The sequence below is a fragment of the Ferrimonas sp. SCSIO 43195 genome, assembly GCF_023716685.1.
Classification (GTDB): Bacteria; Pseudomonadota; Gammaproteobacteria; order Enterobacterales; family Shewanellaceae; genus Ferrimonas; species Ferrimonas kyonanensis.
On the sequence record NZ_CP072679.1, the window covers coordinates 3,811,284 to 3,835,131 of the forward strand.

At 52.7% G+C, this 23,848-nt stretch carries 20 protein-coding genes; 9 read left to right on the top strand and 11 right to left on the bottom strand.

Annotated elements, in window-relative coordinates; all coding sequences use genetic code 11:
- Positions 1-182: 182 nt before the first annotated feature.
- Complete coding sequence (locus tag J8Z22_RS17565) at positions 183-827, bottom strand: N-acetyltransferase (protein ID WP_028112086.1); 645 nt, start codon at positions 825-827, stop codon at positions 183-185.
- Positions 828-1,107: 280 nt separating this feature from the next.
- Here J8Z22_RS17565 and J8Z22_RS17570 point away from each other — a divergent pair, with 280 nt between their 5' ends.
- Entirely contained in the window at positions 1,108-1,338 is a 231-nt protein-coding gene (locus J8Z22_RS17570) for a DUF2789 domain-containing protein (protein WP_028112087.1), read from the top strand.
- A 58-nt stretch (positions 1,339-1,396) separates the two neighbouring features.
- Here the strand turns inward: J8Z22_RS17570 and J8Z22_RS17575 are convergent, their stop codons facing one another.
- The gene (locus tag J8Z22_RS17575) at positions 1,397-1,783 is read right to left on the bottom strand and encodes a DUF3192 domain-containing protein (RefSeq protein WP_028112088.1); all 387 of its coding nucleotides are present in this window, start codon (positions 1,781-1,783) and stop codon (positions 1,397-1,399) included.
- Between the two features lie 180 nt (positions 1,784-1,963).
- On the opposite strand from J8Z22_RS17575, the gene J8Z22_RS17580 reads away from it, so the two are divergent.
- A complete protein-coding gene (locus J8Z22_RS17580) occupies positions 1,964-2,245 on the top strand; it encodes a hypothetical protein (protein WP_028112089.1) in 282 nt (93 codons plus the stop codon).
- Here the strand turns inward: J8Z22_RS17580 and J8Z22_RS17585 are convergent.
- The gene (locus J8Z22_RS17585; RefSeq protein ID WP_252007258.1) at positions 2,242-3,735 is read right to left on the bottom strand and encodes an MFS transporter; all 1,494 of its coding nucleotides are present in this window, start codon (positions 3,733-3,735) and stop codon (positions 2,242-2,244) included. The two genes, J8Z22_RS17580 and J8Z22_RS17585, sit on opposite strands and share 4 nt — an antisense overlap.
- A 120-nt stretch (positions 3,736-3,855) precedes the next feature.
- Here J8Z22_RS17585 and J8Z22_RS17590 point away from each other — a divergent pair, with 120 nt between their 5' ends.
- Together J8Z22_RS17590 and J8Z22_RS17595 are read left to right on the top strand one after the other, a co-directional pair.
- Positions 3,856-4,632: a Zn-ribbon-containing protein gene (locus J8Z22_RS17590; RefSeq protein WP_252007260.1), complete on the top strand. Its 777-nt coding sequence runs from the start codon at positions 3,856-3,858 to the stop codon at positions 4,630-4,632.
- Positions 4,633-4,837: 205 nt separating this feature from the next.
- Positions 4,838-6,355 (top strand): aldehyde dehydrogenase family protein, encoded by a 1,518-nt coding sequence (locus J8Z22_RS17595; protein ID WP_252007262.1) that lies wholly within the window; start codon positions 4,838-4,840, stop codon positions 6,353-6,355.
- A gap of 114 nt (positions 6,356-6,469) precedes the next feature.
- Here J8Z22_RS17595 and J8Z22_RS17600 read toward each other — a convergent pair whose 3' ends face one another.
- The 5 genes from J8Z22_RS17600 to J8Z22_RS17620 form a co-directional block, all read right to left on the bottom strand.
- Positions 6,470-6,988: a TetR/AcrR family transcriptional regulator C-terminal domain-containing protein gene (locus J8Z22_RS17600; RefSeq protein ID WP_245595556.1), complete on the bottom strand. Its 519-nt coding sequence runs from the start codon at positions 6,986-6,988 to the stop codon at positions 6,470-6,472.
- 324 nt (positions 6,989-7,312) lie between these two features.
- A complete protein-coding gene (locus J8Z22_RS17605) occupies positions 7,313-9,016 on the bottom strand; it encodes a hypothetical protein (protein ID WP_252007264.1) in 1,704 nt (567 codons plus the stop codon).
- A gap of 357 nt (positions 9,017-9,373) precedes the next feature.
- Positions 9,374-10,141 (bottom strand): response regulator transcription factor, encoded by a 768-nt coding sequence (locus J8Z22_RS17610; protein ID WP_252007266.1) that lies wholly within the window; start codon positions 10,139-10,141, stop codon positions 9,374-9,376.
- 342 nt (positions 10,142-10,483) lie between these two features.
- On the bottom strand, positions 10,484-11,386 hold the full coding sequence (locus J8Z22_RS17615) for an MBL fold metallo-hydrolase (protein ID WP_252007268.1): 903 nt from the start codon (positions 11,384-11,386) through the stop codon (positions 10,484-10,486).
- Between the two features lie 78 nt (positions 11,387-11,464).
- On the bottom strand, positions 11,465-11,986 hold the full coding sequence (locus J8Z22_RS17620; RefSeq protein ID WP_245595557.1) for a cytochrome b: 522 nt from the start codon (positions 11,984-11,986) through the stop codon (positions 11,465-11,467).
- 175 nt (positions 11,987-12,161) lie between these two features.
- On the opposite strand from J8Z22_RS17620, the gene J8Z22_RS17625 reads away from it, so the two are divergent.
- Complete coding sequence (locus J8Z22_RS17625) at positions 12,162-13,052, top strand: LysR family transcriptional regulator (protein ID WP_252007270.1); 891 nt, start codon at positions 12,162-12,164, stop codon at positions 13,050-13,052.
- Positions 13,053-13,130: 78 nt separating this feature from the next.
- On the opposite strand, the gene J8Z22_RS17630 is transcribed toward J8Z22_RS17625, so the two are convergent.
- Positions 13,131-14,390: a hypothetical protein gene (locus tag J8Z22_RS17630; RefSeq protein WP_371878142.1), complete on the bottom strand. Its 1,260-nt coding sequence runs from the start codon at positions 14,388-14,390 to the stop codon at positions 13,131-13,133.
- A 307-nt stretch (positions 14,391-14,697) separates the two neighbouring features.
- On the opposite strand from J8Z22_RS17630, the gene J8Z22_RS17635 reads away from it, so the two are divergent.
- Genes J8Z22_RS17635 through J8Z22_RS17645 form a run of 3 tightly spaced genes read left to right on the top strand, consistent with a single transcriptional unit; the run spans position 14,698 to position 17,048 of the window.
- A complete protein-coding gene (locus tag J8Z22_RS17635) occupies positions 14,698-15,078 on the top strand; it encodes a Rid family detoxifying hydrolase (RefSeq protein WP_028112099.1) in 381 nt (126 codons plus the stop codon).
- 14 nt (positions 15,079-15,092) lie between these two features.
- Positions 15,093-16,373: a serine dehydratase subunit alpha family protein gene (locus J8Z22_RS17640; RefSeq protein WP_252007273.1), complete on the top strand. Its 1,281-nt coding sequence runs from the start codon at positions 15,093-15,095 to the stop codon at positions 16,371-16,373.
- Positions 16,374-16,385: 12 nt separating this feature from the next.
- Complete coding sequence (locus tag J8Z22_RS17645) at positions 16,386-17,048, top strand: transcriptional regulator (RefSeq protein WP_252007275.1); 663 nt, start codon at positions 16,386-16,388, stop codon at positions 17,046-17,048.
- Between the two features lie 83 nt (positions 17,049-17,131).
- Here the strand turns inward: J8Z22_RS17645 and J8Z22_RS17650 are convergent, their stop codons facing one another.
- Positions 17,132-17,851, bottom strand: a complete 720-nt coding sequence (locus tag J8Z22_RS17650) for a hypothetical protein (protein WP_252007277.1) — start codon at positions 17,849-17,851, stop codon at positions 17,132-17,134.
- A 274-nt stretch (positions 17,852-18,125) separates the two neighbouring features.
- Between J8Z22_RS17650 and J8Z22_RS17655 the strand changes: the two genes are divergently transcribed.
- Positions 18,126-20,204 carry a hypothetical protein gene (locus J8Z22_RS17655; protein ID WP_252007278.1) on the top strand — a complete coding sequence of 693 codons (2,079 nt, stop codon included), beginning with the start codon at positions 18,126-18,128 and terminating at the stop codon, positions 20,202-20,204.
- A 318-nt stretch (positions 20,205-20,522) separates the two neighbouring features.
- Here J8Z22_RS17655 and J8Z22_RS17660 read toward each other — a convergent pair whose 3' ends face one another.
- The gene (locus J8Z22_RS17660; RefSeq protein WP_252007280.1) at positions 20,523-23,846 is read right to left on the bottom strand and encodes a DEAD/DEAH box helicase; all 3,324 of its coding nucleotides are present in this window, start codon (positions 23,844-23,846) and stop codon (positions 20,523-20,525) included.
- Positions 23,847-23,848 lie beyond the last annotated feature (2 nt).

Here is a 23,848-nt window from a genome sequence, read left to right on the forward strand (position 1 = left end):
GATCACAGAACTAAACAAGGCATTTTCGCACCATACTGAAGCCGAAACTCAAGATTTCACATTGCGAAAGTCTGACTGAAATACCACTTAATTCATGAACTTAAATGAAAACACCTGTTCGAATTTCGTCAATCTTCGGCCCTTTATCCTACACGCTTGTAAGAGATCTCGCACAAAGGCGATCAGCAAGACTGGGCCAATTCATCCTCACCCGTCTGGGTGCAGTACATTAATTGGCCGCTTACGTCAGCCACGGTCACTTTCTGAAGTCGCTTGAAGCCTTTTTGTTCAAACAGAGCTTCGTGTTCCTGCTGAGACACAAACACCGCCAAGCCATCCACTTCGTGATCGGCCATCAGTTCGATCAGAGACTGCACCACCTGCGCCCCCAGTCCTTTACGTTGATGCTGCGGGTGTACCGCAATCAACTGCAGCAACCAATAGTTGTCGGTGGGCAGCAACCGCTTCAGTTCATCTTCACGCTCAATCCAGTTGCGAGTTGGCGTCCAGCCGGTACCCAAGGCCATTTTCAGGCGCCAGTACCAGTAGCGGCTCTCGCCCTGGGGATACTCTTTATCCACCACACAGGCGACGCCCACCAGCACATCTTCCAAGTAAAAACCGATCACCTTCTGCTGGTGATGCCACAACTCATTCAACTCTTCGCGCATGGCGGCCCGCAGCTTCTGGCCATAGCTTTGTCGACCGAAAGCCTGCTGAAAAAACAGATCATCGTGGTAGGCGTTGTACAACAGCGACGCCGCCACCCTTAACTCTTCTGCCGTCAGATACACCGCTTTTACGGCACTCACTTGCTCACTCTGCATCCATCCTCTCCCAACAAATGCATCATCGCTCACCTCGGCCTCCACTCCGCATCAGGTCATGCCAGGCCACGCCTCGATTCGTCGCCGTTATGACGGAGTGAAGAGCACCAATGACTCTACTAGTTATAAACCCTCCTTTGATAACACAAGATGAGGGATTGGGATACCCCAACCAAAGCACGAGCGAATCCGAATGACGACAATTTAGCGGGTCGGCGCTCGCCGAAGGCGGTTTTGGCCAACTACACTTCATCACACAACGATTTGGGAGCCGTTAATCATGGACACCACTCAAGCCACCCTGCCCCACCTGTTTGAGCAGTTGGGACTGCCCAGCAGCGAGCAAGCCATCAATCAGTTTATTCAGGCCCACCCCCTGGATAGAGCCACGCCCCTGGAGCAAGCGCCGTTCTGGACCGCAGCCCAATCAAGCTTTCTCAGTGAAGAGCGCAATCGCGATGCCCAGTGGAGCGAAGTTATCGATACCCTGGATACCCTGCTGCATAAATAGGCCAGCACAACGACAAGCGCCGGCACGAGGCCGGCGCATTAATACATACAAGCCGTGCTTAGATGGCGTTGTGGTAGGCCTTATCCCCCCAGCCAACCACCTTGCCCTGCTCCAGCACCACCGCCGTGCACTCCTCTTTGGTGGTCTTGCCATCCCCCTTGGTGCGGTGGGTACGATAGAACAGCACCTGCACGTCCTTATCGTCCTGACGATAAAACTCATTAAATTCGGCCGTCCCCAACAGTGCCACCACCTGGTCAACACTCATGCCCGGGCTCAGCTGTGACAGCTTCTTGCGATTCTCTTTCTCCAGCTTAGCCCAGTGACTGCTGGAATCGCTGTCCCAGCTGTCTGACTCCCAGCCGTCACCGCCAACGGCTACCACACAACCACTCAAACCGAACGCCGCCGCCACGACCATGGGCAACAAAACTTTAGATTGCATCTCTGTCTCCTTGAGGAATGATCAGTACCACCTACTAGGAGCAAGTCCTTTGCCAACTATTTAACCAATTGAAAACAAACGGGTAATCAATTTTAACTTGTGGTGGAGTGATAAAATCCGCCACACTGTTGGCTAAAATCACTAACAGTTAGGCTGACCCAACAGGTTGAGGAGGCCCTTATGGATTCCCAGATACAACAGGCACTTGGCCGCCTGCATCGACAGGGGCAAACGGTGTCTCTGGCCACCCTCAAAGGCCAGTTAAGCGGCAGCTACCCGATGCCGGTGTTGATTCAGGCCATCAAACACTACAAGCAGAATCCGGACTCGGTGCTGCAGCTGTCGCCCGAGGTCACTGATGTGCCCCCCGTTGCCGAGCCGGACGATCGCCTCGCCCGGCTGGAACGCCAGATCCAGGCGTTAACCGCCCGAATCGAACAGCTGGAGGCCGAGCGGCGCTAACTCAGCGGATGGCGCTGGAGCCAGCGACCGTAATGAATCAGGCCAGCGGTGGTCACCAAGCCCACCGCGGCCATCAGATACCACACCAGCCCCACCTGACCGGATTGATACAGCTGCTCGGTCAGCACCGAGGCGCTGAATCCGGTCTGCTGCTGCAGATGCTGAAAATACTCCCCCTGAGGAATACCACTGAGCTGCGCCGCCGTCATGCCATGCTGAGCCAGTGCCTCCCTTGCCAGCGTCTCCTTGGCCCCCCAGGCATCGTAAACCCGTGGCCCGATGATCGACTCCGCCACCCAGCCAATACCATAGGGCAGCTCTTTAAACCCCAGATACATCGCCTTTTTGTCATCGGGCGCCAGATTGCCGATGAACTTGGAGGAGGTGGGGCTGGCCAGCATCTCGCCGGAGGAGAACACCAGCACCGCCAGCACGATGATCCAGGCGTAGGTGGACAGCCCCAGGGTCAGCAGTCCCAACGAACATAACAGGGTGCCAGTTACCAGCGACGGCACCGTGCCGATGCGGCCGGCCACCGCCGCATACAGGAAGCACACCAGCATGATCATGCCAAAGTTGATGTTCATGATCCCCTCCGGCAACACCGCCAGGGTATCGGGGTCGATGGCCAGAATGGCCTGCATCAGCGCTCCTGGCTCGGCCCCACCAAACAGGCTGCTCACCAGGGTGCGGGTGTCGACCCAATCTCGAATGTACACCGGCAGCACGTCAAACAGGGCCATGAACATAAACCAGAAGCCGGAGAACAGCAGGGTGTACCTCAGCAGGTGGGGTTGTCGAATCTCCCGCCAGGCGCTGCGCCACATGCCGCTCTGATGCGACACCGCCCGTCGCTGCGCCTTACCCGGTTCCCGGTAGGTCAGCAGCAACAGGAAATTAAGGCTGATGATGGCCGCACAGGCAAAGAACAATTTATCCCAGGCCAGGATTCGCATCTGAGCCGCTAAAATCGGCCCCAACCAGCCGCCAATGTTGACCATCTGGTAAAACAGGCCCCAGGCCATGGCCGAGTTCTCCCGGGTCGAGCACTTAACCAGGGTGCCCTGAATGCCGGGTTTAAAGATGCCGGTGCCAAACGCCAGGGTCGCCGCCCCCAGCAAAAAGCCCCAGAACGACGGGAACAACGCCATGAGCAGATAAGCCGCAATCTTAATCACCGTCGACAGGGCGATGGTTTCCTTGTAGCCGATGCGATCGGCGGTGGCACCGAAGAACACCGGCACAAAGGACTGAAACAGGGCCCAGGCCAGCAAAATCCAGCTGAAGTCGGTCATGGTCAGGCCAAGGCCGCCGGCGGATTGCGCATCGGTGGCATAGATACTGGCGGTGGTTTTGACGCCATAGAAGGCCAGTCGCTCCACCAGTTCCATGCCACCGACCACCCAGAATACGTAACCGAGACTGGCGATGGCGGCACCGATCCCCAGTTTACTGGCGTCGTTCCAGCCACCTGAAGCGGGTTGGGTCATCCTTGAACTCTCATATTTTAGAATAAAGTATACAACCTAGCGATTGCGGCCCCCAGGTACAAGCTTGCCGTCACCGCCAACGCCGTTATAATGGCCGCCCCAACCCAACCGGAGTCCCTCATGTACTTGGTAGAACTGCGTTTCGAATGCTTTGATGACACCACCCTGTCTCAGGTGGAGTACGCCATCAATCAGCTGGTGGAAGCCTGGCGCGCCAATGGCCAGATCCTGGGAAAAGAGTTCCCGGTGATGCAGAACCAGGCCGAGTTTCGACTGCGGGCCCTGTGCCCGGAAGAGGACAGCCTGCATCCGAGGTTTCACTCCGACTGGGTCAAACAACGGCTGGATAAGTTGGCCGATGCCAGCCTGACCCGCCCCCGCCTCAAAGTGCTGGGGCGCGACATCAACAGCGAAGCCAGCTCACCGGTGCTGCCCACTAATTGGCAACTGCTGTACACCACCTACGTGCACACCTGCTCACCGCTGCGGGATGGTGAAACCATGATGCCGGTGCCCCTTTACCGGTTGCCGGCAACCTTTAACGGCGACCATAAGGCACTGATTAAATGGCAGAGTGAATGGCAAGCCTGCGATGAGTTGCAGATGGCTGGCAGTGGCGCGGTCGAGTTTGCCGCCCTGGACGAGATCACCCAGGTGGACAGCGCCCTGTTCCGCCGCGGCTGGGATCTCCGCGGTCGCATCGAGTACCTGACCCAGGTCCCCACCTATTACTACCTGTACCGGGTCGGCGGTGCCAACCTGGAGCAGGAGAAGGCACGCCCCTGCCCCCGCTGCGGCAATCCGGACTGGTACCTGGGCGAAACCATCCACGATCTGTTTCACTTCGTCTGCCACGACTGTCGACTGGTGTCCAACCTGTCCTGGGACCTGATTTGAGCCGGCATTAGACTAAAGTCTAAAGGCGAAACGCCTCAATCCTTTCATACTGGCGATTCGGCTTCGATAAACGAAGCCTTTCAACTCCCAATCAAAGAGCTTTCGGCGCGGCCGAAGCCCGAGCCATTTTCTGGGCTCCAACGTCTTTGTGCTGTGTCGTCTCCCGCGCCGTCACTCTCGCCACTCGAAGCGAAGGAGACGCACCATGATCTATGCCAAACCCGGCAGCACCGATGCCCTGTTCAACTTTAAGCCACGCTACGCCAACTTCATCGGCGGCCAGTGGGTCGAACCCAGCCAGGGCCGCTATTTTGCCAACACCAGCCCGGTGGACGGCTCCACCATCTGCGACATCCCCCAGTCCTGCGCCGCCGACATTGAACTGGCGCTGGACGCCGCCCATCAGGCACAACCGCTGTGGGGTGCCACCCCGGCTGCCGAGCGGGCCAACCTGCTGCTGAAAATTGCCGATCGCATCGAGGCCTACAGCCAGACCCTGGCGTTGGTGGAAACCTGGGACAACGGCAAACCGATTCGCGAAACCCTGGCCGCCGATCTGCCGCTGTGCGCCGATCACTTTCGCTACTTCGCCGGCGCCCTGCGCGCTCAGGAAGGCAGCATCGGTCAGTTGGACGCCAATACCAACGCCTATCACTACCACGAGCCCATCGGCGTGGTCGGCCAGATCATCCCCTGGAACTTCCCGCTGCTGATGGCGGCCTGGAAACTGGCACCGGCGCTGGCCGCCGGCTGCTGCGTGGTGCTCAAGCCCGCCGAGCAAACCCCGGCCAGCATCCTGGTGCTGATGGAAACCCTGCAGGACCTGCTGCCCGCCGGCATCATCAACGTGGTTAATGGCTACGGCCACGAAGCCGGTCAGGCCCTGGCCAGCTCCAAGCGGATTCGAAAACTGGCCTTTACCGGCTCCACCGAGGTCGGCCGCCACATCATGCACCAGGGCGCCGACAACCTGATTCCAGTAACCCTGGAGTTGGGCGGCAAGTCCCCCAACATCTACTTCGAAGACATTCTGGATCAGGACGACGCCTACATCGACAAGTGCGTCGAAGGGCTGCTGCTGGGCTTTTTCAATCAGGGCGAGGTCTGCACCTGCCCTTCACGGGCACTGGTGCACGAGGCCATCTACGACCGCTTCATTGAACGGGTGATCGCGCGTGCCAAGACCATCAAGCAGGGCAACCCGCTGGACACCGAAACCCAGGTCGGGGCCCAGGCCTCTCAGGAGCAGTTTGATAAGATCATGAGTTATATGGAGGTGGCCCGGGCCGAGGGTGCCGAGTTCCTCATCGGAGGACAAGCCAGCCAACCTGCAGGCGTGGAATCCGGCTTCTACGTGCAGCCGACCCTGCTTAAGGGTCACAACAACATGCGGGTATTCCAGGAGGAGATCTTCGGCCCGACCCTGGGGATCACCACCTTCAAAGACGAAGCCGAAGCACTGGCCATTGCCAACGACACCAGTTACGGCCTGGGCGCCGGCATCTGGACCATGAATCAGAACCGAGCCTTTCGAGTCGGTCGTGCCATCGAGGCCGGGCGGGTGTGGGTCAACTGCTACCACCTCTATCCCGCCCACGCCGCCTTCGGCGGCTATAAGCAATCGGGCATGGGCCGGGAAACCCACAAGATGGCCCTTGGCAACTACCAGCAAACCAAAAACCTGCTAGTGAGTTACGATCCCAACCCGCTGGGCTTCTTCTAAGCCCTGCCACACAAACGGCCTCCTTCGAGGCCGTTGGTACAACCTTGTTGGTTCCATGCCGCCCGGTCCCCCATCATCAATGCCTGTTGATGGCCCAACCGGTATCGCCTGCCGCTACTGTCCGGCTCTTTGCGGGCACAAAAACAACGCCACCGATTGTTGAACGTAGTCAGCAATGACCGCCTGAGATGGTGGCGCCGTTCCCAGCAAGGCTTCATGAAAGAAATTGGCCCGCATCAAGCCCAAAAACTGTGCGGCTGCAATGTCTGAATCGGCAATGTCGATATGCCCTCTCTCGGCATAATCATTAAGAAACTCACCCAGTTGGCTGTGCAAACGCCGAGGTCCCTGGGCCATAAACAGCTCGGCCAGTTCGACATCCTCTCTGGACGCATCACTCATCACCCGATACATGTTGATGAAGTCCTGACGGTAAAACATGTTGATGTAGTCTTTACCAAATTGAATCAGCTTTGGCTCTAAGCTCTCTGCGGACCCAGCCTCAAACTGAAACAGCACCCCGGTCATTTCAACTTGCTGTTGAATCACCTGCTGCAGCAACCCTTTCTTATTACCAAAGTAGCGATAGAGGGTTTCTTTAGACCCTCCGCACAACTCCAATATCTGGCTCATGCTGGTCTGACTAAACCCTTGTTTAAAAAATAGCTCTCTGGCAATAGTCAGAATCTTATCTCGCTTCTCTTTTGAGGATGGTCGCATCTATTGGGGCCTTCAGGACTGGGAGAACAGAGCCTAAACACAAGGTAGGCGTTGCCATTCTAAGGACAAGCCCCCGCACCATCAAGGCATTCTCCGCAAGCCAGCGTTGAAGCGTTCAATCCCTGCCGCAACCCGAAAAATGCCGACATGCCAGCCCTGGAACAAACAACCGATGCCGCAGGGCATCGGTTGTTTCCATCAGGCACTCACGCACTCCTCTCTTAATCTCGTCTCTGATTAAGGGGTGGTGTGGCAACTGACGCAGGCGTACGGCTCAGGGAACTGCTCATCGGTATGCCACAGGGAGTTGGATGAGGTCAGCTGCTCATCCGCATAGCCCTCGCCATTACCCGCAGCATCATGAGGTTTCACTAGCAATGCCGCCGCGTTCGCACAAGGCCCGGCTTCGCCGTCAGGGCAGGTCAATTGAGACAACCGGTATTTGTTACTGGCGGTTCCGTGATTGATCATCGCCTTGTCTTGAGAATGGCACCAGCTGCAACGGGCGGTTTCACCATGGCCAGGAGTCGCACCGTTACTGCCATGGCACGACGCACAGTAATGGGGCTGAAGGTTGGCTGGCAGAATCGGGGAGTCTCCCTGCAGGTGGGTTCGTTCCAGGGCGTGACATTGAGAGCAGTCGGCAATTTTCCAGCCAAAGTGGCTGTCTGTCAGCGGCTTGATGGCATCGCGAGAATCGTACACCTCCTGTTTGCCATCGCCCACGACATTGGGCTGCGGCGTTCCCCACAGTCCGGGCATGATGTTGTGCCACTGCAGCTGCACCATCTCAGGCGTGGCATTCAACACCCAATGATCCGACATCTGGTGAATTTTGTTGCCGCCAAATACGTCGTTCCAGTCCGCCTGACAGATCTTGGCCTTATCAAGATCCATCTCCCCTAACCAGGGGCAGAATGTTCCGTCTTTATTCTCCAGAATCGTCTCTAATGGCACTTCCACTTTACCGATGGAGCCGAAGAAAAAGTCCCGCTCTGAGGCAATTTCACCCACTTGATAGGCCCAGCCATACAGGGCATTGGCAGCGCGACCCTCAAACTGAGTGACCGCAAACGCATTCACCCTGGCATTGGTCGACAATGTCGGCCAATAAGTAAATTCCAGATTAAAACCGTAGTCATAGTGCAGGGTCATGAAAAAGTCAGCCAGCGTGTATACGTCTTTTTGGAACAGATCATCACGAATGTTGAAGTGCCTGACTTTAATATCTTTGGCCAGAGTCACATAGCCACGGCCATCCTTGAGATTGACCTGAAATTCAGGAATGACCAACGCACCGCCATCCCGGGCACGGCGCGCTACCTGCTGCCGCTGCAACTGTTCCCGCCGCTGAGTCATGGCACTGGAATGAGGCTCGAATCGAATCTCCGTGCCATACGCCACAATCAACTCATCCGCCGGCCGGTAATGAGCCTCCAGTTCCACCGGGCCAATCTCTCGCTTCAATTCACTGGCGTAGCCCCATCTTGGATACCAGTCCGGGCTGCGATAGTTGTCTGCCCCATCACCTTCGGCACTGAACTGACCATCACCATTCACATCCCAAGACACCAGGAATTTGTGAGTGCCGATGGACTCATCAAATCCAGTCAGCTCAATCTGAAAGTCATCACGAATATCACTGACGTACATCATCACGTCCAGCAGTGAATAATTTCCTGCGACAAAAATATCCGGCCTCAACGGCTGTGGCCGAGCTTGTTTTAATTTTTCCGCCGCCACGGTAACAATGTATTTGCGGTCATCCAACGTCGAGCTGGACTTATTGTCTGCAGTACAAAACTCAGGGTGCGCTTCTCCACAGGGAAACCACGATCCCAAATACACAGTGACCTCACCCTCCAGGCTGGATTGGTTATTGACCTGCAGTTGAAGGTTGTCGTATTGAACCTCTGGTGGTTCAGTTGGGGGTACGGTCACAGTCTCATCGTCTGAGTCACACCCGCTTATCAGTGCTCCAAGCAGCAACATTGGCAGCCACTTGAAAGGTTTTAATATTGTCATCGGTACCCTACCTCTTCATTTCATCTCTGCCTTTTCAGGTCACTCTGAAAAGCCATCATTTCCCTGTGGCATTTATCACCAGCACGGTAAATAAATGCTCCTATAACTCCCGGTCGAGAATCTGTGTCGAAATGTATAGAGATTTAGCGCAAGCCTAAAAAGGGTGATCGGCATTGGAATTCAAAGCCGACAAAACCGGCTTGACAGCATCGTAATTCGCCACGCGATATAGATTCGATGCCCTAAGGTTCGAGCATCACTCTGCCATCAACCTCAAAAAATCAATCTGTTCCGGTATAGATGAGAAACGAGATGAACCCGGTTTTTCGCACCAATTTTGTCTTTCAATGTATCGATGTGGTACATCACGCCCCTTTCGGTCATAAAGAGAGAATCGGATATCGACTTCGTGGTTTCTCCCTTTGAAAGCAGCTCAATGATTTTTAAAGACTTAGCGCCTATTACTGAAAAATTAATATAGGGATTTATCTCATCGGCATGACATCGGAACAGATCCTCACTGCAGGCTTTTAATTGATGCGATACTTCTGGCAATCCAAGTCGTCTCTGCAATTCAGACTGCTGGTAACTCGAATACAGTGTAAACACGGCGACCCAGTGAGGCATGACGTCCAACTCCATGACCACCAACACCTTGGCGCCGACGCCGAACTGCCCCCAATAGCTGGTGCACGACTGGCGCTTCACACATTGAAAGGCGGAGCAGCCCACGACTCGGTCACCGGCCTCGCTGCGTGAGGTAAACGGCAGCAAGTGCTGACATCGCTTCCTGAACCTCAGGGTATAATCTGAATTGCAGATGCTCCTTGCAGGTTGTCTTATGCAAGACTCTTTCGGGCGACGCCCCAGTTCCCCTCCGACTTCCAGCCACTCCTTGTCATAGAGGTAATAATCAATAAAGCGCAGCCCGAGCTGTGGCAGTGCTTTGGCCAACCTCTCAAGCCGCTCCTTGCCTTCCAAGACTGCCACCTCTCCAGAAAGTGCCATCGACACACGGCCAATGCCTATCCCAGTATTCATATCCCCTCCTTTACCGCGGAGCTCTTCTCTCCCTCGCCAATGACAAAGCCCTCATCACCTGAAGTGAAGAAATTTTGAGTCTGGTTGCACGGCCATTAACGAACCGTACCGTACGGCACGATAAATGGAGAATCATAAGCAACGATCGCCAAGATCCTGGGCCCTCATTTGCGATCAACATCAACTTTGTCTCAGTAAAGCCAGGACAGCAGAGTAACTCCTATCCGGTATCAGCCCCGTTCCCGGGCCAGCAGTCCCGGGCCCGCCCCTGTCGCCACCAAACGAATCGGCCCGGAGGAATCCCCCGGGCCGAACCTGAATACCGCCAATCCAATACAGCCGTTACCAGCCCATATGATAATAGGCCCAGATTCGCTCAACATTCATAGGCAACCACTGTTCGTAGTATTGCCATTGTTGGTACTTAGGCAGTTTGATGTGCTGCCTTAACGCATCAGGACTATGCACACCGGAGTCCATGGCTTGCTTCACCGCAGCCATCAAGTCTTCGATGTAGACTCGCTGATCCTTAATCACCGAAGCCGGATCTATGGCGGGCTGATCCTGAGGCCCGTGAGCCGAAATCACATAGGCTAAATCCATGCGTTCAATCTCCTTCAGGGAACGCACCCACTCATCGGGCCAGAAATCCGGCATTCCCCGGAATGCCACTCTTCTGGGGGTGACAATATCGACGATAAACGCAATATTCTCTTCGGGAAAATGAGTCACAATCAGGCTATTACCATGATTAGGTCCGAAATACCTCAGTTCCAGCGTCCGGCCTCCCAGGGTCAGTGTGTAGCTGTCTTCAAAGGTGATATCAGGCAGTGGCAACACCGGACTTGGGTGGTCCGCTAACTCAGCCAACACATTTTTATGCCCGATAAATTGGGCGCCTTGATCCTTGAAGATGGTGCCACCGGAAATGTGATCATGGTGATTGTGGCTGTAAATGACGTACTTCACCGGCTTGGTGGTGACCTTACGAATTTCAGACTGCAGCAACTGTGCCGCCTTGGGGTTCAGTGGATCCGACACAATTACCCCCTCGTCGGTCACCAGAAAGAAGTTTCGATACACCCACCAGCGAAACACATACAAGCCATTACCGATATGCTTAACACTGTGACCGAACTCTTTTCCTCCCATGGGTTCCTGAGTCGGGAAGGTGGCTGTGGCCATCGCCGTAGTGGACAGCAACAGGCCAAAACAGATAAGGGCCGCTTGCGCTATTGATTTCATAACAGAGTTCTCCTTTAACTGAGGTATTTGCAACGCTCCTGCTGACGAGCGGTAACCAGGCAAATGGATGACAGGGATTTACGAGCGAGGTTTTACCGGCAACATTCGCGGCAACACATCCGCTTCCGGGGCATCGAAAACACGGTGCTTGATGGCGCCAGCAATGTGAGCCAACAGAGCCCCCATCAATCCCGATACCAGAATCAGGTGAGCTTGCTTCGCGACCTCAACCAGAGCAGGGTCTTTATCAACCAACAGTGGCAGTTTCACCAGCCCAAACACAATGACTGGAAAACCCGCGTAATTAGTCATCAGATAACCACTGAACGGTATGGCCAGCATAAAGAAATACAACGCCAGGGTAATGGTCTGGGAAAGTCGACGCTCCCAGGCCGCCAACACCTGAGGCAATTTCGGAGGACGTGAAATTCGGTGCCAAATCACTCGAGCTATGGCCAGTTGCATAAACACCACCCCAAGGGATTTATGCAGTCCCATCAGCGGCAAACGATTCGGATCACCACTCTCCAGGCTGACCATGTAGTTCCCTATGGCGACGAGCGCAATCAGCATCAGGGCCATGACCCAATGTAATCCCATCGCCAGAACGCCATACCTTTGTTTATCTATACGATTCGTCTTCATAAGCCACCTCTGCCTCAAATGGAACTGACACCGGTCCCCCGGTAACCATCACTAGCCCCAGCTTATTGTATCCATGAGGGTGGATATATAAGCTAAGATTCACATCATTGTTCACCTATTGGAAACAAACATGCATACATTGGCGTTAATGGAGACTTTTACGGTGGTGGTGGAGTCCGGCAGTTTTACCGCCGCTGCTGAAAAGCTGAAACTGTCAAAGTCCTTTGTCAGTAAACAGGTGTCTCTATTGGAACAGGATCTGGGAACCCGGTTGCTGCATCGAACCACCCGAACCCTGAGCTTGTCTGATGAGGGGAGCCAATTTTACCGCCACTGCCAACGGATCATGAAAGAAGCGGAGCTTGCCAGGGCGGAGATACTGGACAGCCAAAACGCCCCCAGAGGAAAAATCCGCATGACAATTCCTCAAAGTCTGATTATCTCCGGATTCAGTCAGCTACTGATTGCATTTCAACGCCAATACTCCGACATCGACCTCGACGTTATCGCCAGCGGCCGGGTAGAGAACCTGATCGAAGAAGGCATTGATCTGGCCATCAGAGTCGGGCAACTGGAAGACTCTAGCTTGGTATCGCGGCGGCTAGGCGAGTGTCGGTTTCAGGTTGTCGCCTCGCCAAGCTACCTTCAGACTTGGGGGGAGCCCACGCACCCATCGGACTTAATGAAACACAACTGCCTGCTCTACGGTGATTCGAAATCGAGCAGAGGCTGGCAGTTTCGCAAACCCGATGGAGAGGCGTTAACAGTAAAGGTAACAGGGAAGCTAACCAGTAATGATGGAAACCTAATCGTGGAGGGCATGAGGCAGGGGCTGGGCATTGGATTTGGCCCCAGCTTCCTGTTTAAAGACCACATCGATAGCGGTGAGTTATGCCCGCTTCTGGGCGACTACTGTCAGCCCCCCAGCTCCATATCGGCTCTGTATCCACTCAACCGCACTCTGCCACGAAGGGTGAGAATTCTTATTGAGTATCTGGCCGCTCACCTCGCACTGGAGTAAACCCAAGGCTATCGGTATGGATTCTGCCACACAAACGGCCTCCTTCGAGGCCGTTTGTGGTGTCGCTCCTTTCCCCGATTACAGGAACGCCAGCACCGGCGAAATGCACAGCAAGATGCCGGTGCCGATAATCAGGTTGGTGCCCAGGCCCTTGTACTTGTGCAGATCCGGCACCCGGTGCACCAGGTACGCCGGGATCAGGCATCCCACCAGGCCGAAGATCGGGCTGCAGATGGAAGTAAAGGAGAGAATTGGCGCATTCAACGCGATGGCACTCCAGGCCATCAGAATAATGAACACCACCACCACTTTATCCACCAACTGCTGATTCACCTGCTCTACGCTTCTGCTGCGCAGCAGCAGGTTCATCACCAGCCCCTTACAGGCTTCACGAAACGCCAGGAACACCCCAAAGAAAGAGGTAACGATGGCGAAGATGTTGATCACCACGCCGGTGATGGTCGCCCAGCTGCCGGGGAAGTAATGAGCAATGATCGCCAGCGCCGACACGTTGCGGTTCATGGCATCCACCGCCTGCTCCTGGCTGATGGCCAGGGTGAACGACACCGCGAAGAAAAACACCACCACAAACAATATCGCAAAGGCGATGGTCATCGCCCGCGACGCCTTGTACCGCGCCACCTCGATGGACTTTTCATGGGCGCGATAGGAGATCACCATCGGGCTCAGGGACTGAATAAACAAGATCGAGGTCAGGGTGAACGGCAGGGTAATGATGGCGTCTTTGAGCATCGGTACCATGTCGCCCACCGCAGGAATATTGGCCAGGTCCCAGCGTGAGATCAGCAGCACGCCCATCACCGCCACCAACGACAACACGGTGACCGCCATGAAGCCGGACAATTTAAACAGCAGCTTTTCCCCTTTGCTGCCGAGGTAAGACAACACACAAATCAGCCCCAGACCGTAAAACAGGTTGTCACTCAACAACCCTTCGGTCACCCCGAACGACTGCAGGTAGGAGGCGCTGTCATTGGTCACCGCCAGTGAATACACCAGCACCCAGATCACCAGCATCAGGAAATACAGTACCCCCAGGGCCACGCCCCAGTTCTTGCTGAGATACCCCGAGATCACCCCGGGGTAATCGGTGCATTGTTTGGATTCCGCCAAGGTATTGATGAACAGTTTCTGAAACAGGTACATGGCCGGATAGCCAATCACCGACGACAGCAGGAACACCCACAGCCCCATGATCCCCACCTGCACCGGCAGAAACACGATGCCGGCGCCGATGGCCATGCCGATACTCATGACGATCCAGCCAATATCCACGCTGTCGAACCGCGTGGCCCGCCGCCAATCCGATTCAGACATCCCTGCCTGTTCGTGGGCAGGCAGTCTCCCCTGCCCCAGTGTTGCCGTGTTTGTATTCATCAGTTGTGTCTCGTTGTTTTTGGATTTTATTCAAATTTATTTGAGAGATGTCATTTTCTCAACAATTTTTGCACGCTCGTTAACAAGGCTGAGACGAAACGCAGCAAAACCGCCATCAAACGGGACGGCGATCACGCTATTTGTGTGAAACCCCAGTCAAAACTCAAATTTATTTGATTTAATTGAGTGCTGAATTTACAGTTAACCGCAACAGTCACACTGATTTACTCAATTATTAAGGAAAGTCATGAAAACCCTTATTGATGCCGCCCAAGCCCCGAAAGCGATTGGCCCATACTCCCACGGTACCCGTTTCGAAAACTTGATCTTCACCTCAGGTCAGCTTCCGGTTGATCCACAAACCAACGCCGTGGTTTCCGGTGGTATCTCGGCACAGAGCCTGCAATCCCTGACCAACCTGAAAACCGTGCTGGAAACCGGCGGCGGCAGCATCGACACCGTGCTCAAGACCACCTGTTACCTGGCCAACATCGAAGACTTCCCGGCCTTCAATGCCGTCTACGCCGAAGTCTTCAACCGTGATTGCCCGGCTCGCAGCTGTTTCGCGGTCAAGGATCTGCCTCTGGGCGTACTGGTGGAAGTCGAAGCCATCGCCCACACAGCCTAAGCCGGGGAAACTCCATGCGTCCTGATTCACAGCCACATCCGTACATCGACATCATCAACAAGGTGGTGAAACCCGCCGTTGGCTGCACCGAACCCATTGCCGCCGCCTACGCGGCTGCCGTGGCCTGTCGGGCCCTGAACGCGGTACCGGACACCCTGCAGGTGTGGGTATCGGACAACCTCTACAAGAACGCCATGGGCGTGTTTGTGCCCGGTACCGGCAAAACCGGTCTGGCCATCGCCGCCGCCGCCGGTGCCGTCGCCGGCAACCCGGACAAAGAGCTGGAGGTACTGGGAGAGGTCTCAAGCGAGGATGTGACCGTGGCTCAGGCGCTGATCGATGCCGGCAAGGTGACGGTCGAACGAGCGGTTACCGAAGAGTTTATCTACTGCAAGGTGATCGCCACTCAAGGCAACACAGTGTCCCTGGTGGAGATCAGCGGTGGTCACACCAACGTCATCCACACCTCTTTGAACGGCCACACCCAGTTTCAGCAGGCCAGTGCCGAAGCCACCAATACCGCTTCGGTGTGCGACGGCATCGACATCAGCATCGAAGCCATATACGACTTTGCCCTGCATGCGGAGTTTGAGTCGATTCGGTTCATCCTCGATGCCGCCGAGATGAATGACCGGCTGTCGCAGGAGGGGCTGGCCAACAACTATGGCCTCGAAGTGGGACGCACCCTCCAGGACAACATCGAAGACGGTCTGCTGTGCGACGACCTGTCCACCCGGATTCAGATGCGCACCTCCGCCGCGTCCGATGCCCGTATGGGCGGTGCCAGCCTGCCGGCCATGAGCAACTACGGCAGTGGCAACCAGGGCATCGCCGCCACCCTGCCGGTGGTGGTGACCGCCGAGCAACTGGGCAGCAGTGACGAACAGCTGGCGCGGGCGCTGATCATGAGCCACCTGGGTGCAATCTACATCAAATCCCATTATCCTCCTCTGTCGGCATTCTGTGGCAACACCGTTACCAGTGCCGCCGCGGCGATGGCGATGGTGTACCTCAGTGGCGGCAGCTTCGAACAGAGCTGCTACGCCATCCAGAATGTCCTCAGCGACAGCTCCGGCATGGTGTGCGACGGCGCCAAATCGTCTTGCGCCATGAAGGTATGTACCTCCTCCACGGCGGCAGTACGTGCCTTCTTAATGGCCCGCCGCAACAAGGTGGTCAGCAATCAGGGCATCGTCGCGGAAGAGGTGGAAGCCACCATTGCCAACGTCGGCTGTGTGGTTAACAGCGGCATGCAGGCCACCGATTCGGTTATCATAGACATCATGTCGCAATAGGAAAGGACGAGAGTGCACACCGTGGAACTGAAGCAGCTGACCCCCAGTGATTACGAGATCCTCGATGCCCTGGCCACCGTGGTCGAAGGCATCGCCGCCAGCTTTGGTGAGCACACCGAAGTGGCGCTGCACAGCCTGGACAAGGACTCGGCCGGGATCTACCGGATTGCCAACGGTCACGTCACCGGCCGCAGCCCGGGGGCGCCCATTACCAACCTGGCGTTAATGAAGCTGAAAGAGGGCAAGGACGTCTCTGACTCCTACTTTGCCCGCACCGAGACCAACCGCGAGCTCAAGTCGACCACCACCATCGTGCGCAACGGCGCCGGCGATCCCATCGGCCTGCTGTGCATCAACGTGGATCTGGGGGCACCGATTCAGTCCTTCCTCAAGGCCATGGTGCCCATGGACTGCACCCTGCCCGGCGCCAGCGGCACCCCGGAAACCTTTGCCCGCAACCAGGAGGAGTCGGTGAGCAGCACCGTGGAGCTGGTGAAAACTCAGGTGTTGAGCGACGACCAGATCACCCCCTCCAAACGCAATCGCGAGGTGGTCACCCGCCTGCACGGCCTGGGCATCTTCAACTACAAAGGCAGCATTCCACTGACGGCCAGCCTGCTGGATATCTCCAAAGACACCGTCTACCTCTACCTCAGAGGGCTGGAGAAGAAGTAAGCCCCTCCACCGCGGTCTTTCTATTGCCGCGGTGGGATTTCCATCGCCGTCTCGATGCCAGCGAGGACTCTCAAACCGCCCACTTAAATCAACAATAAACTGTGAGATTTATGCACCAGGTTATGGGTGTTTTTCGCCCCTAATAAACACTTAGCCCGTTCGAGATGGTAATCAATGCCTCGTGGGGTCATATGGTGAACCTCAGACAATTCGGTCCGTGAGCAGCCCTGAGATAAATGCCGGATAATCGAGATGGTGGCCGACTTCAACATTCCGTAATCTTCCAGCGGGCTGGTAATTAAATGGGAGGCACTCACGGCAGTTTGATAAACAATCATTTCATTGAGGCTATTCTCAATACTGCGGCGAATCTCAAACTCACTCTGCTCACTGACACCGTCATAAAAATACAGAAACCGGCCGCGAAGATCGCTGCAGGTCGCCAGTGGAATCGACACGGAAACCACCCGCTCATAGCCCCCTTCCCGAATTCGCTTTGCCGCATGGCTGTTTACAGACGACCAGCTATAGAGATCTTTCCTGACGCTCTTAGATAGCTCAATGTCCATAGATTTCAGTCGTTTCCTATAGCCCTCAAAGGTCTCTTCCAACCTGGATGAAGAAAACAGGATCGACTGCCTCTGTTTCAGGCATTTCAACCAGGACTTGCCGAGCCAAACTTCCGGCTTATTGAGGTCTATATGAAACAATGCATCCACCGCCCCCACAGAAGTAACCAGTGATTTCAGCATGGCCGACAACGCCTCTTGCTGATTATTAAGATCTTCAAACTGGATTTTCATAAAGGCGCACCATCACTGACTGAATAGCAATTAGTGTACCGATAACTTGCCCCTACCAGATAAGACCCACCTCAAAAAAACTCCCCTGGTTTGGGGCCGTGTTTCTAAGCTGTGAACCCTGCCCTGCGCCCCTGCTGAATCGCGGAAATTCAGTGTGATTTTACGAAGTCGAAATCCGGCCATTCCGATGCAGTATGGAGTAACGCTTTCTTTAGAAATGAATTTAATTGACCAGGTTCTTCAGAAAGGGCAAAAACAGATAAGGAAACACGAGATGATGAAAAGAAATATCGGGGTGCTGTTGGCCTCATCACTATTACTGAGTGCCTGCGGCGACAGTGACAGTAATGAGGTTTCGGTACCCACTCAGCCCCCAGAGCAGGAAACCCCTGCGACCGGCACCGGTGCGTTTGAGAAAGTATGGGGCCCGGACGTTAAGTATCAACTCAACACCACGGTGTACGCCTACCTCAATGGCAACATCGATCGCCAGGACATGATCGACCAGTTCGAGCGCAAAACGCCCGAGCACGGCATTGCCGTCGATCCTGAAAAGCTGCGGGCCGCCAAGGCGGCCTCCTATAAAAAGGGTGATGGCCTCTACATTGCCAGTAACATCTTCAACGACAATCAGATTACCTTTGCCGATGTACTGATGTACCTGTCACAGACCCGGGACGATTTCCACGTCGAATACCAGTGGAGTGATGAGATACAGTCGTACCGTTACACCGTCTGGCACGATAAAAATGGCGATGGTGACTTCGACGATGAGGGCGACGTCAACGCCGATCCCAACTGGTACGCCACCTACATGATCGATTTCGGTCGCTTCAAGCGGGAACTGTATTACACCGAGTCGGGAGAAGCGCTGTACCTTCGCCTGGAAGAGGTGTTGGTGCAGCCCAACTCCGGGCTTCACTTCCGCTCCTACAGCCCGATGATGACCAAACGCCGGGAGTCGGTTCAGCACTACCAGGCGGAACTGAAAGACCGCAGTACTCCCTCCTATTACAGCCAGGATACCCACGTGATCGTGGTGCCCACGGTGGCCCTGACCCCCATCGAAACCATCGGCACCGCCGGCGGCAAACAGTTGCTGTTTCACAACGTCGAAGCCCGAAGCCACAACCTGCGCCCCGATGTGTTTAAGAAGGATCAGGCCATTACCATGGCCGACGTGCTGCTCAGCATGAAGGAACAAGGACTGATCGAATCGGTAGGCTTCACCTTCTGGGGCAAACTGGCGTCCGACGTCGACGTGCAGCACTTTGTTATCAACGAGATTAACGGTGCCCGCTCGTCCGGCTTTCACAACTACGTTATCAACACCGGCGTTAGCTGGGCCATGGAAGACTTTGCCGCCAAGTACATGGTCAGCCAGCAAACCAATCTGGACTCCACCGCCATTGGTGCCTCCTCATCGACCATGCCCACCTACTGTGACCGCAAAGGCCAGTCCAACCCCTTCGATCCCAGCGACACCAGCCTGGATCATGCCGATGGCATTATCGATGCTGTCGGTGATCCTTTGAGGCTGGAGGAGTGCGATCCGGACACCACCGACATCAGCGATTGGTACAACGATCAGGAGTTTCATTTCTTCAGCGACACCTGGGTCATGAACCACCCCGGCGACCTGATGACGGTCATTAACTTCACCATGTACGATTTCTATCCTGAAGAGGAATCCAAACGGCTGGTGGGCGATGAAAAGTGGCCGGTGGCCGACATTGAGGACGCCATTGCACCGCTGGATCAACAGCACTTCGGCTGGGGCGTCGCCGACTGCGGCACCTGCCACTCTCTGGATGGCATTCACGCCGACGGCGATGTGGGCGTCAGCCTCGGGGTCAATCCCAAGCCCATCTCCATCTACGACGAAGGCGTGCGCAGCTACCCGGTCGACGACGCCTCACAGCTGGTGGTGGCACCGTACCAATGTGCCGCCTGTCACGGCAGCAACGGCGCCCCCAAAGGCCACGGCGAAACCGGCACCTGCTTCTGGTGTCACTCGGAGGACTACATTCCGCCCAACCACGGCACCGCCTCCAGCTACATCTCCAAGATGTACCAGGGCGGGAATACGCCAGACATTCCTAACCGTACCTTCGACGCCATCGATGTCGACAGCACCGATGCGGCCGCCGTATCACGGCTGGAAGCGGAGTTGCAGGAGTCGCTGACCCCAATCATGAATCTTGGCATCTACCCTGCAAAACAGGACGTTACCTGGCAAGGGTACTGGGGCCGTTATAGCGATGACATGAAGGTGAGAACCAACAGCAGCTGGACCACGGACCCCGTGTACCCGGACCCCTATGCCTGTGTCACCTGCCACCCCAAAGGCTAACAACACAGTAATCTAACCATCCCCAAACAGGGCAGAGAGCCGCTGCCCTGTCTTCTTCTGCGCAATCATCATCGGCCGAACCGAATACTTGTTCCAGATACCACTCAGGCACTGAACAAGGCGCCCCTTGTACGACTGAGGTAGCCCCAAACAACCGCCTAATACCCTCAGCGCAATAGCCACAACTCAATAGTCCGAGCCGAACTGTGACTGTCTCAGTGTCTTCTTTGGCGCCAAAAGCGGACATTTGTTCCAACTCATTTGAGATACATAGCCGAAAGCACCTTTAGACGTCAAATGTTTGTAGTACTATATTGTTTAGTTTCGGCTAGCTCTGACCCTCATAGCCCAGTGCAAAGCTTCTTTTTCAAAGTAGACTTTAGGATCGTCAGCGATAGACTCAAAAGGAAATTCATCACTAGAAATTATCGATATTTTCTCAGTCAACTCTGGGTTGCACAAATATAAGCTCCCTTTGAAGCTACGAACATTTAGCTGATGGCTTTCTGGCTCCACATTGTTTAAGATAAAGTTACTAATTTTAGTCAGTTCATCTTCACTTTTGCTTTTTTGCTCCCTAGTAAATAACTCTACCCACTTATTCGTCACTTCATCGCAGAGAAATTCAATGGTTAGTGAATTATCTTTAAGCAGCTTAATTAACTTTGATTTGTTTAAGTTGGTAAATTTTCCTACTAGCACACTCGAAAGCGCGTATGCTGTCACGCGTGACTTCAATCCCGCTAAATATATTTTCACCGAATCCATATTAGGAACGCCTATTTCACAATAAAGTGCTAATTCTTCTAGCAATTCAGCTTCGTCATCTAGTTCTAAATCAACAAGCTTTCTTATAATTGCATTAAGAGCCCAAGGTAACGTCATCGAAATATAGGAAACACATATCTCGTGGCCATTTTCATGAACAGCCATTTCTGACAATGGTTTTGCACTAAACCACTTCAATCGGACTTCATCCAATTCTGCTTCTTCATAATCATGCTTAAAAGTAACTGTTGGGAGTTGTTGAATTAACTCTTCTATGCTTTTTGACAATTCTGCTAGATCAGCAGCACTACCTTCTGACTCTTTGTAAATTCTTACGCTCTCTTTGATAGGGTCAATGTAATCGTCCAATGCTTTGGACGAGCTTAATGGAATGCCAGACTTAACCATGCTTTCCCAATTTACATAATCGCCAGCCATTTTGATCACTGCTCTATTTCTGCTTTTTAGAAAATTAATAATATCTTCTTGAGACACCACATCATCTTCTACTGCTTGAATATAAGCCAATGAATTTCTAAAAACTGTGTCAATCCAGCTCGAAGGATCTTGCAATTCGTTTGCTTTATTTTTGTAGCTTAATGATAATAACGTATCATCAACCCAGTCGAATATTTGCCTATATATATCTGAGTAATCTGCCCCATCAGATTTCAACTGAGAAAAATCATTACTAGCAACTAGTTGCAACAACAAGTCAAAGTCAACTTTACATTGTGTGGAAACTTTCTTTAGATATTTTACTAGTGCTAGCAACCCACTCTCTGCACGTTCCATTTTCGATGAATCAAAGTACTCATGGCAAAAACCAAGATCCCTTGTACTACTCCAATTAGTCTCATCAATACAGTACAAGACTTTTCCTTCAATATCTGTAAAGGCTCTTCCTGCTCGCCCAGCAATATTCCAAAAATCTTTTGAATCAATTTTTCTTTCGTCCTGATGGTTCATAAATACATCAGCGAAAATTACTGTTGATATACCTATATTAACTCCTTGACCTAAGCTTGATGTCGAAACTATAACCTTCAAATTTTCGGATCGCATTAGTTGCTCAGTAAAAATCCGTACATCGGTCGGTAATTTCCCGAAATGACATAGAATTCCGTACCGAGCTAGCTCATATATTTCACTAACACCAGCTTCATCACAAGCGAGCCTAAATGACTCAAAAAGCTCTTCATTTTTATAGTTGTGTAATTCAGGAGTGCCTCCCATTGCCTTTAGTACCCTTTTAGCTGAAGATACAACATATCTAGCTTGGGCAATAAACATCAAAACAGTCCCAAGTTGCGATAGTTTTAGTGCAGTAGCAGCAATACCTTCATTTTTATCATTGGGAAAATATTTAGTTCTTGCGCGAGGAGGTAAGAATTTTTCGACAAAATTTCTGTTAAATGAAGTTGGCTCCCCAATCCATTCTATTGTTATATTTTTAGCGTGAGTCCATTTAATAATGCCAAAGCGCTTGTTCGCAATTGTCTTATCAGTTTCGTAAACACTACTGCTATCTTTTGCGACCCATTGGGCAATATCATTTGTATTAGGTAGAACAGCGGAAAGAAGCATGATCTTGCCATCATTTTTATTGACGTGATGCTTTAGCTCTTCGATAAATAACTCAATTTTAATTAATCTTTCTTCCGCTCCAAGTAGATGACCCTCATCAATAATAAGCAAACTAATTTCGTTGGCGATATCTTCGTCTGCCCTAACTATTGCTTTTGCTTTTTCGGGGGTTGCAATAATCACACTTGAGTTTTCAATTAGTGTCTTATCTAATTTACTAAACTGTCCTCCACCATATAAGAATGTAGTAGAAAAACCCAAAGGAGATAGTGCCTTTTCCATAGATTCTTCTACTTCATAGGATAATGAACGAAACGGGGCAAGATATAATACTTTAGAAAATGGATTAGCAATTAAAGCTTCCAAAATGGCAATTTCAGCTATTCGAGTTTTTCCACTACTAGTTGGTAAGCTCAAGACAATATCGCTTTTATTTCGCATAGCCTGCAGTGCATTATATTGAGCAAAGAATAACTCTGTAATTGGGGGTGTTCGTAATGCTAGTTGTTCTACATAAACTTCTGCAATATCACTCTTAATCAATTTTGGTATAACATTCCAAAATGAGTATTCTTTAAAGACTTCAAGCAATATTATTAACAGCCTCGACAGCCACCAAATAGCAGGTTCTTCATCAATTGAAGCCAATTCTTTCAAGTCAATTAAAGACTCTTTCCCGAGATAAAGATATTCTTCTTTTCCAGAGAAAATGTACTCCAACACTAAATTTAGGGATTTAGACAATATAATTGCATAATGTTTGCTGTTTTGTTCCAGTTCGTCCTCAGAAGCTTCATGATATTCATCATCCAACTGAATGTTGCTAATTCCATGAATAAGCATTTGAATATCTTTTCTTAAAAAGCTACTAATTAGCGTAATTAGTGGCGATTCAGACTTAACATTTTTAATCGCTATAAATGATTTTGAATATTGAGAAGCCAGGTAAAAAGATAAACTACTAACAACCAAGTAAAAGCTACTTTTCTTGTTGAGCTCATTATTAGGGGAGTGAATGTAATGTATGATATCGCCTGCTTTCTCAAATGCTTTCAGAGCAATATCATCAACTTTACTTTTTTCAGCTATGGCACAACCTATAGACAAATATGCGAAGCCAATACTATTAATTCTTTCAGTTAAGCCATCTGTAAAATTAGGAAAGTTAGTTTCATCTTCTTTGACAGCTAAAAGGATATTCTTCGCGTTGGATTGCGCAATTAAGTTTTGAGCGAAATCATCGTTTTCGAGTTTATCAAATAGCTCTTGAGCCTTTACGGTATCCATTT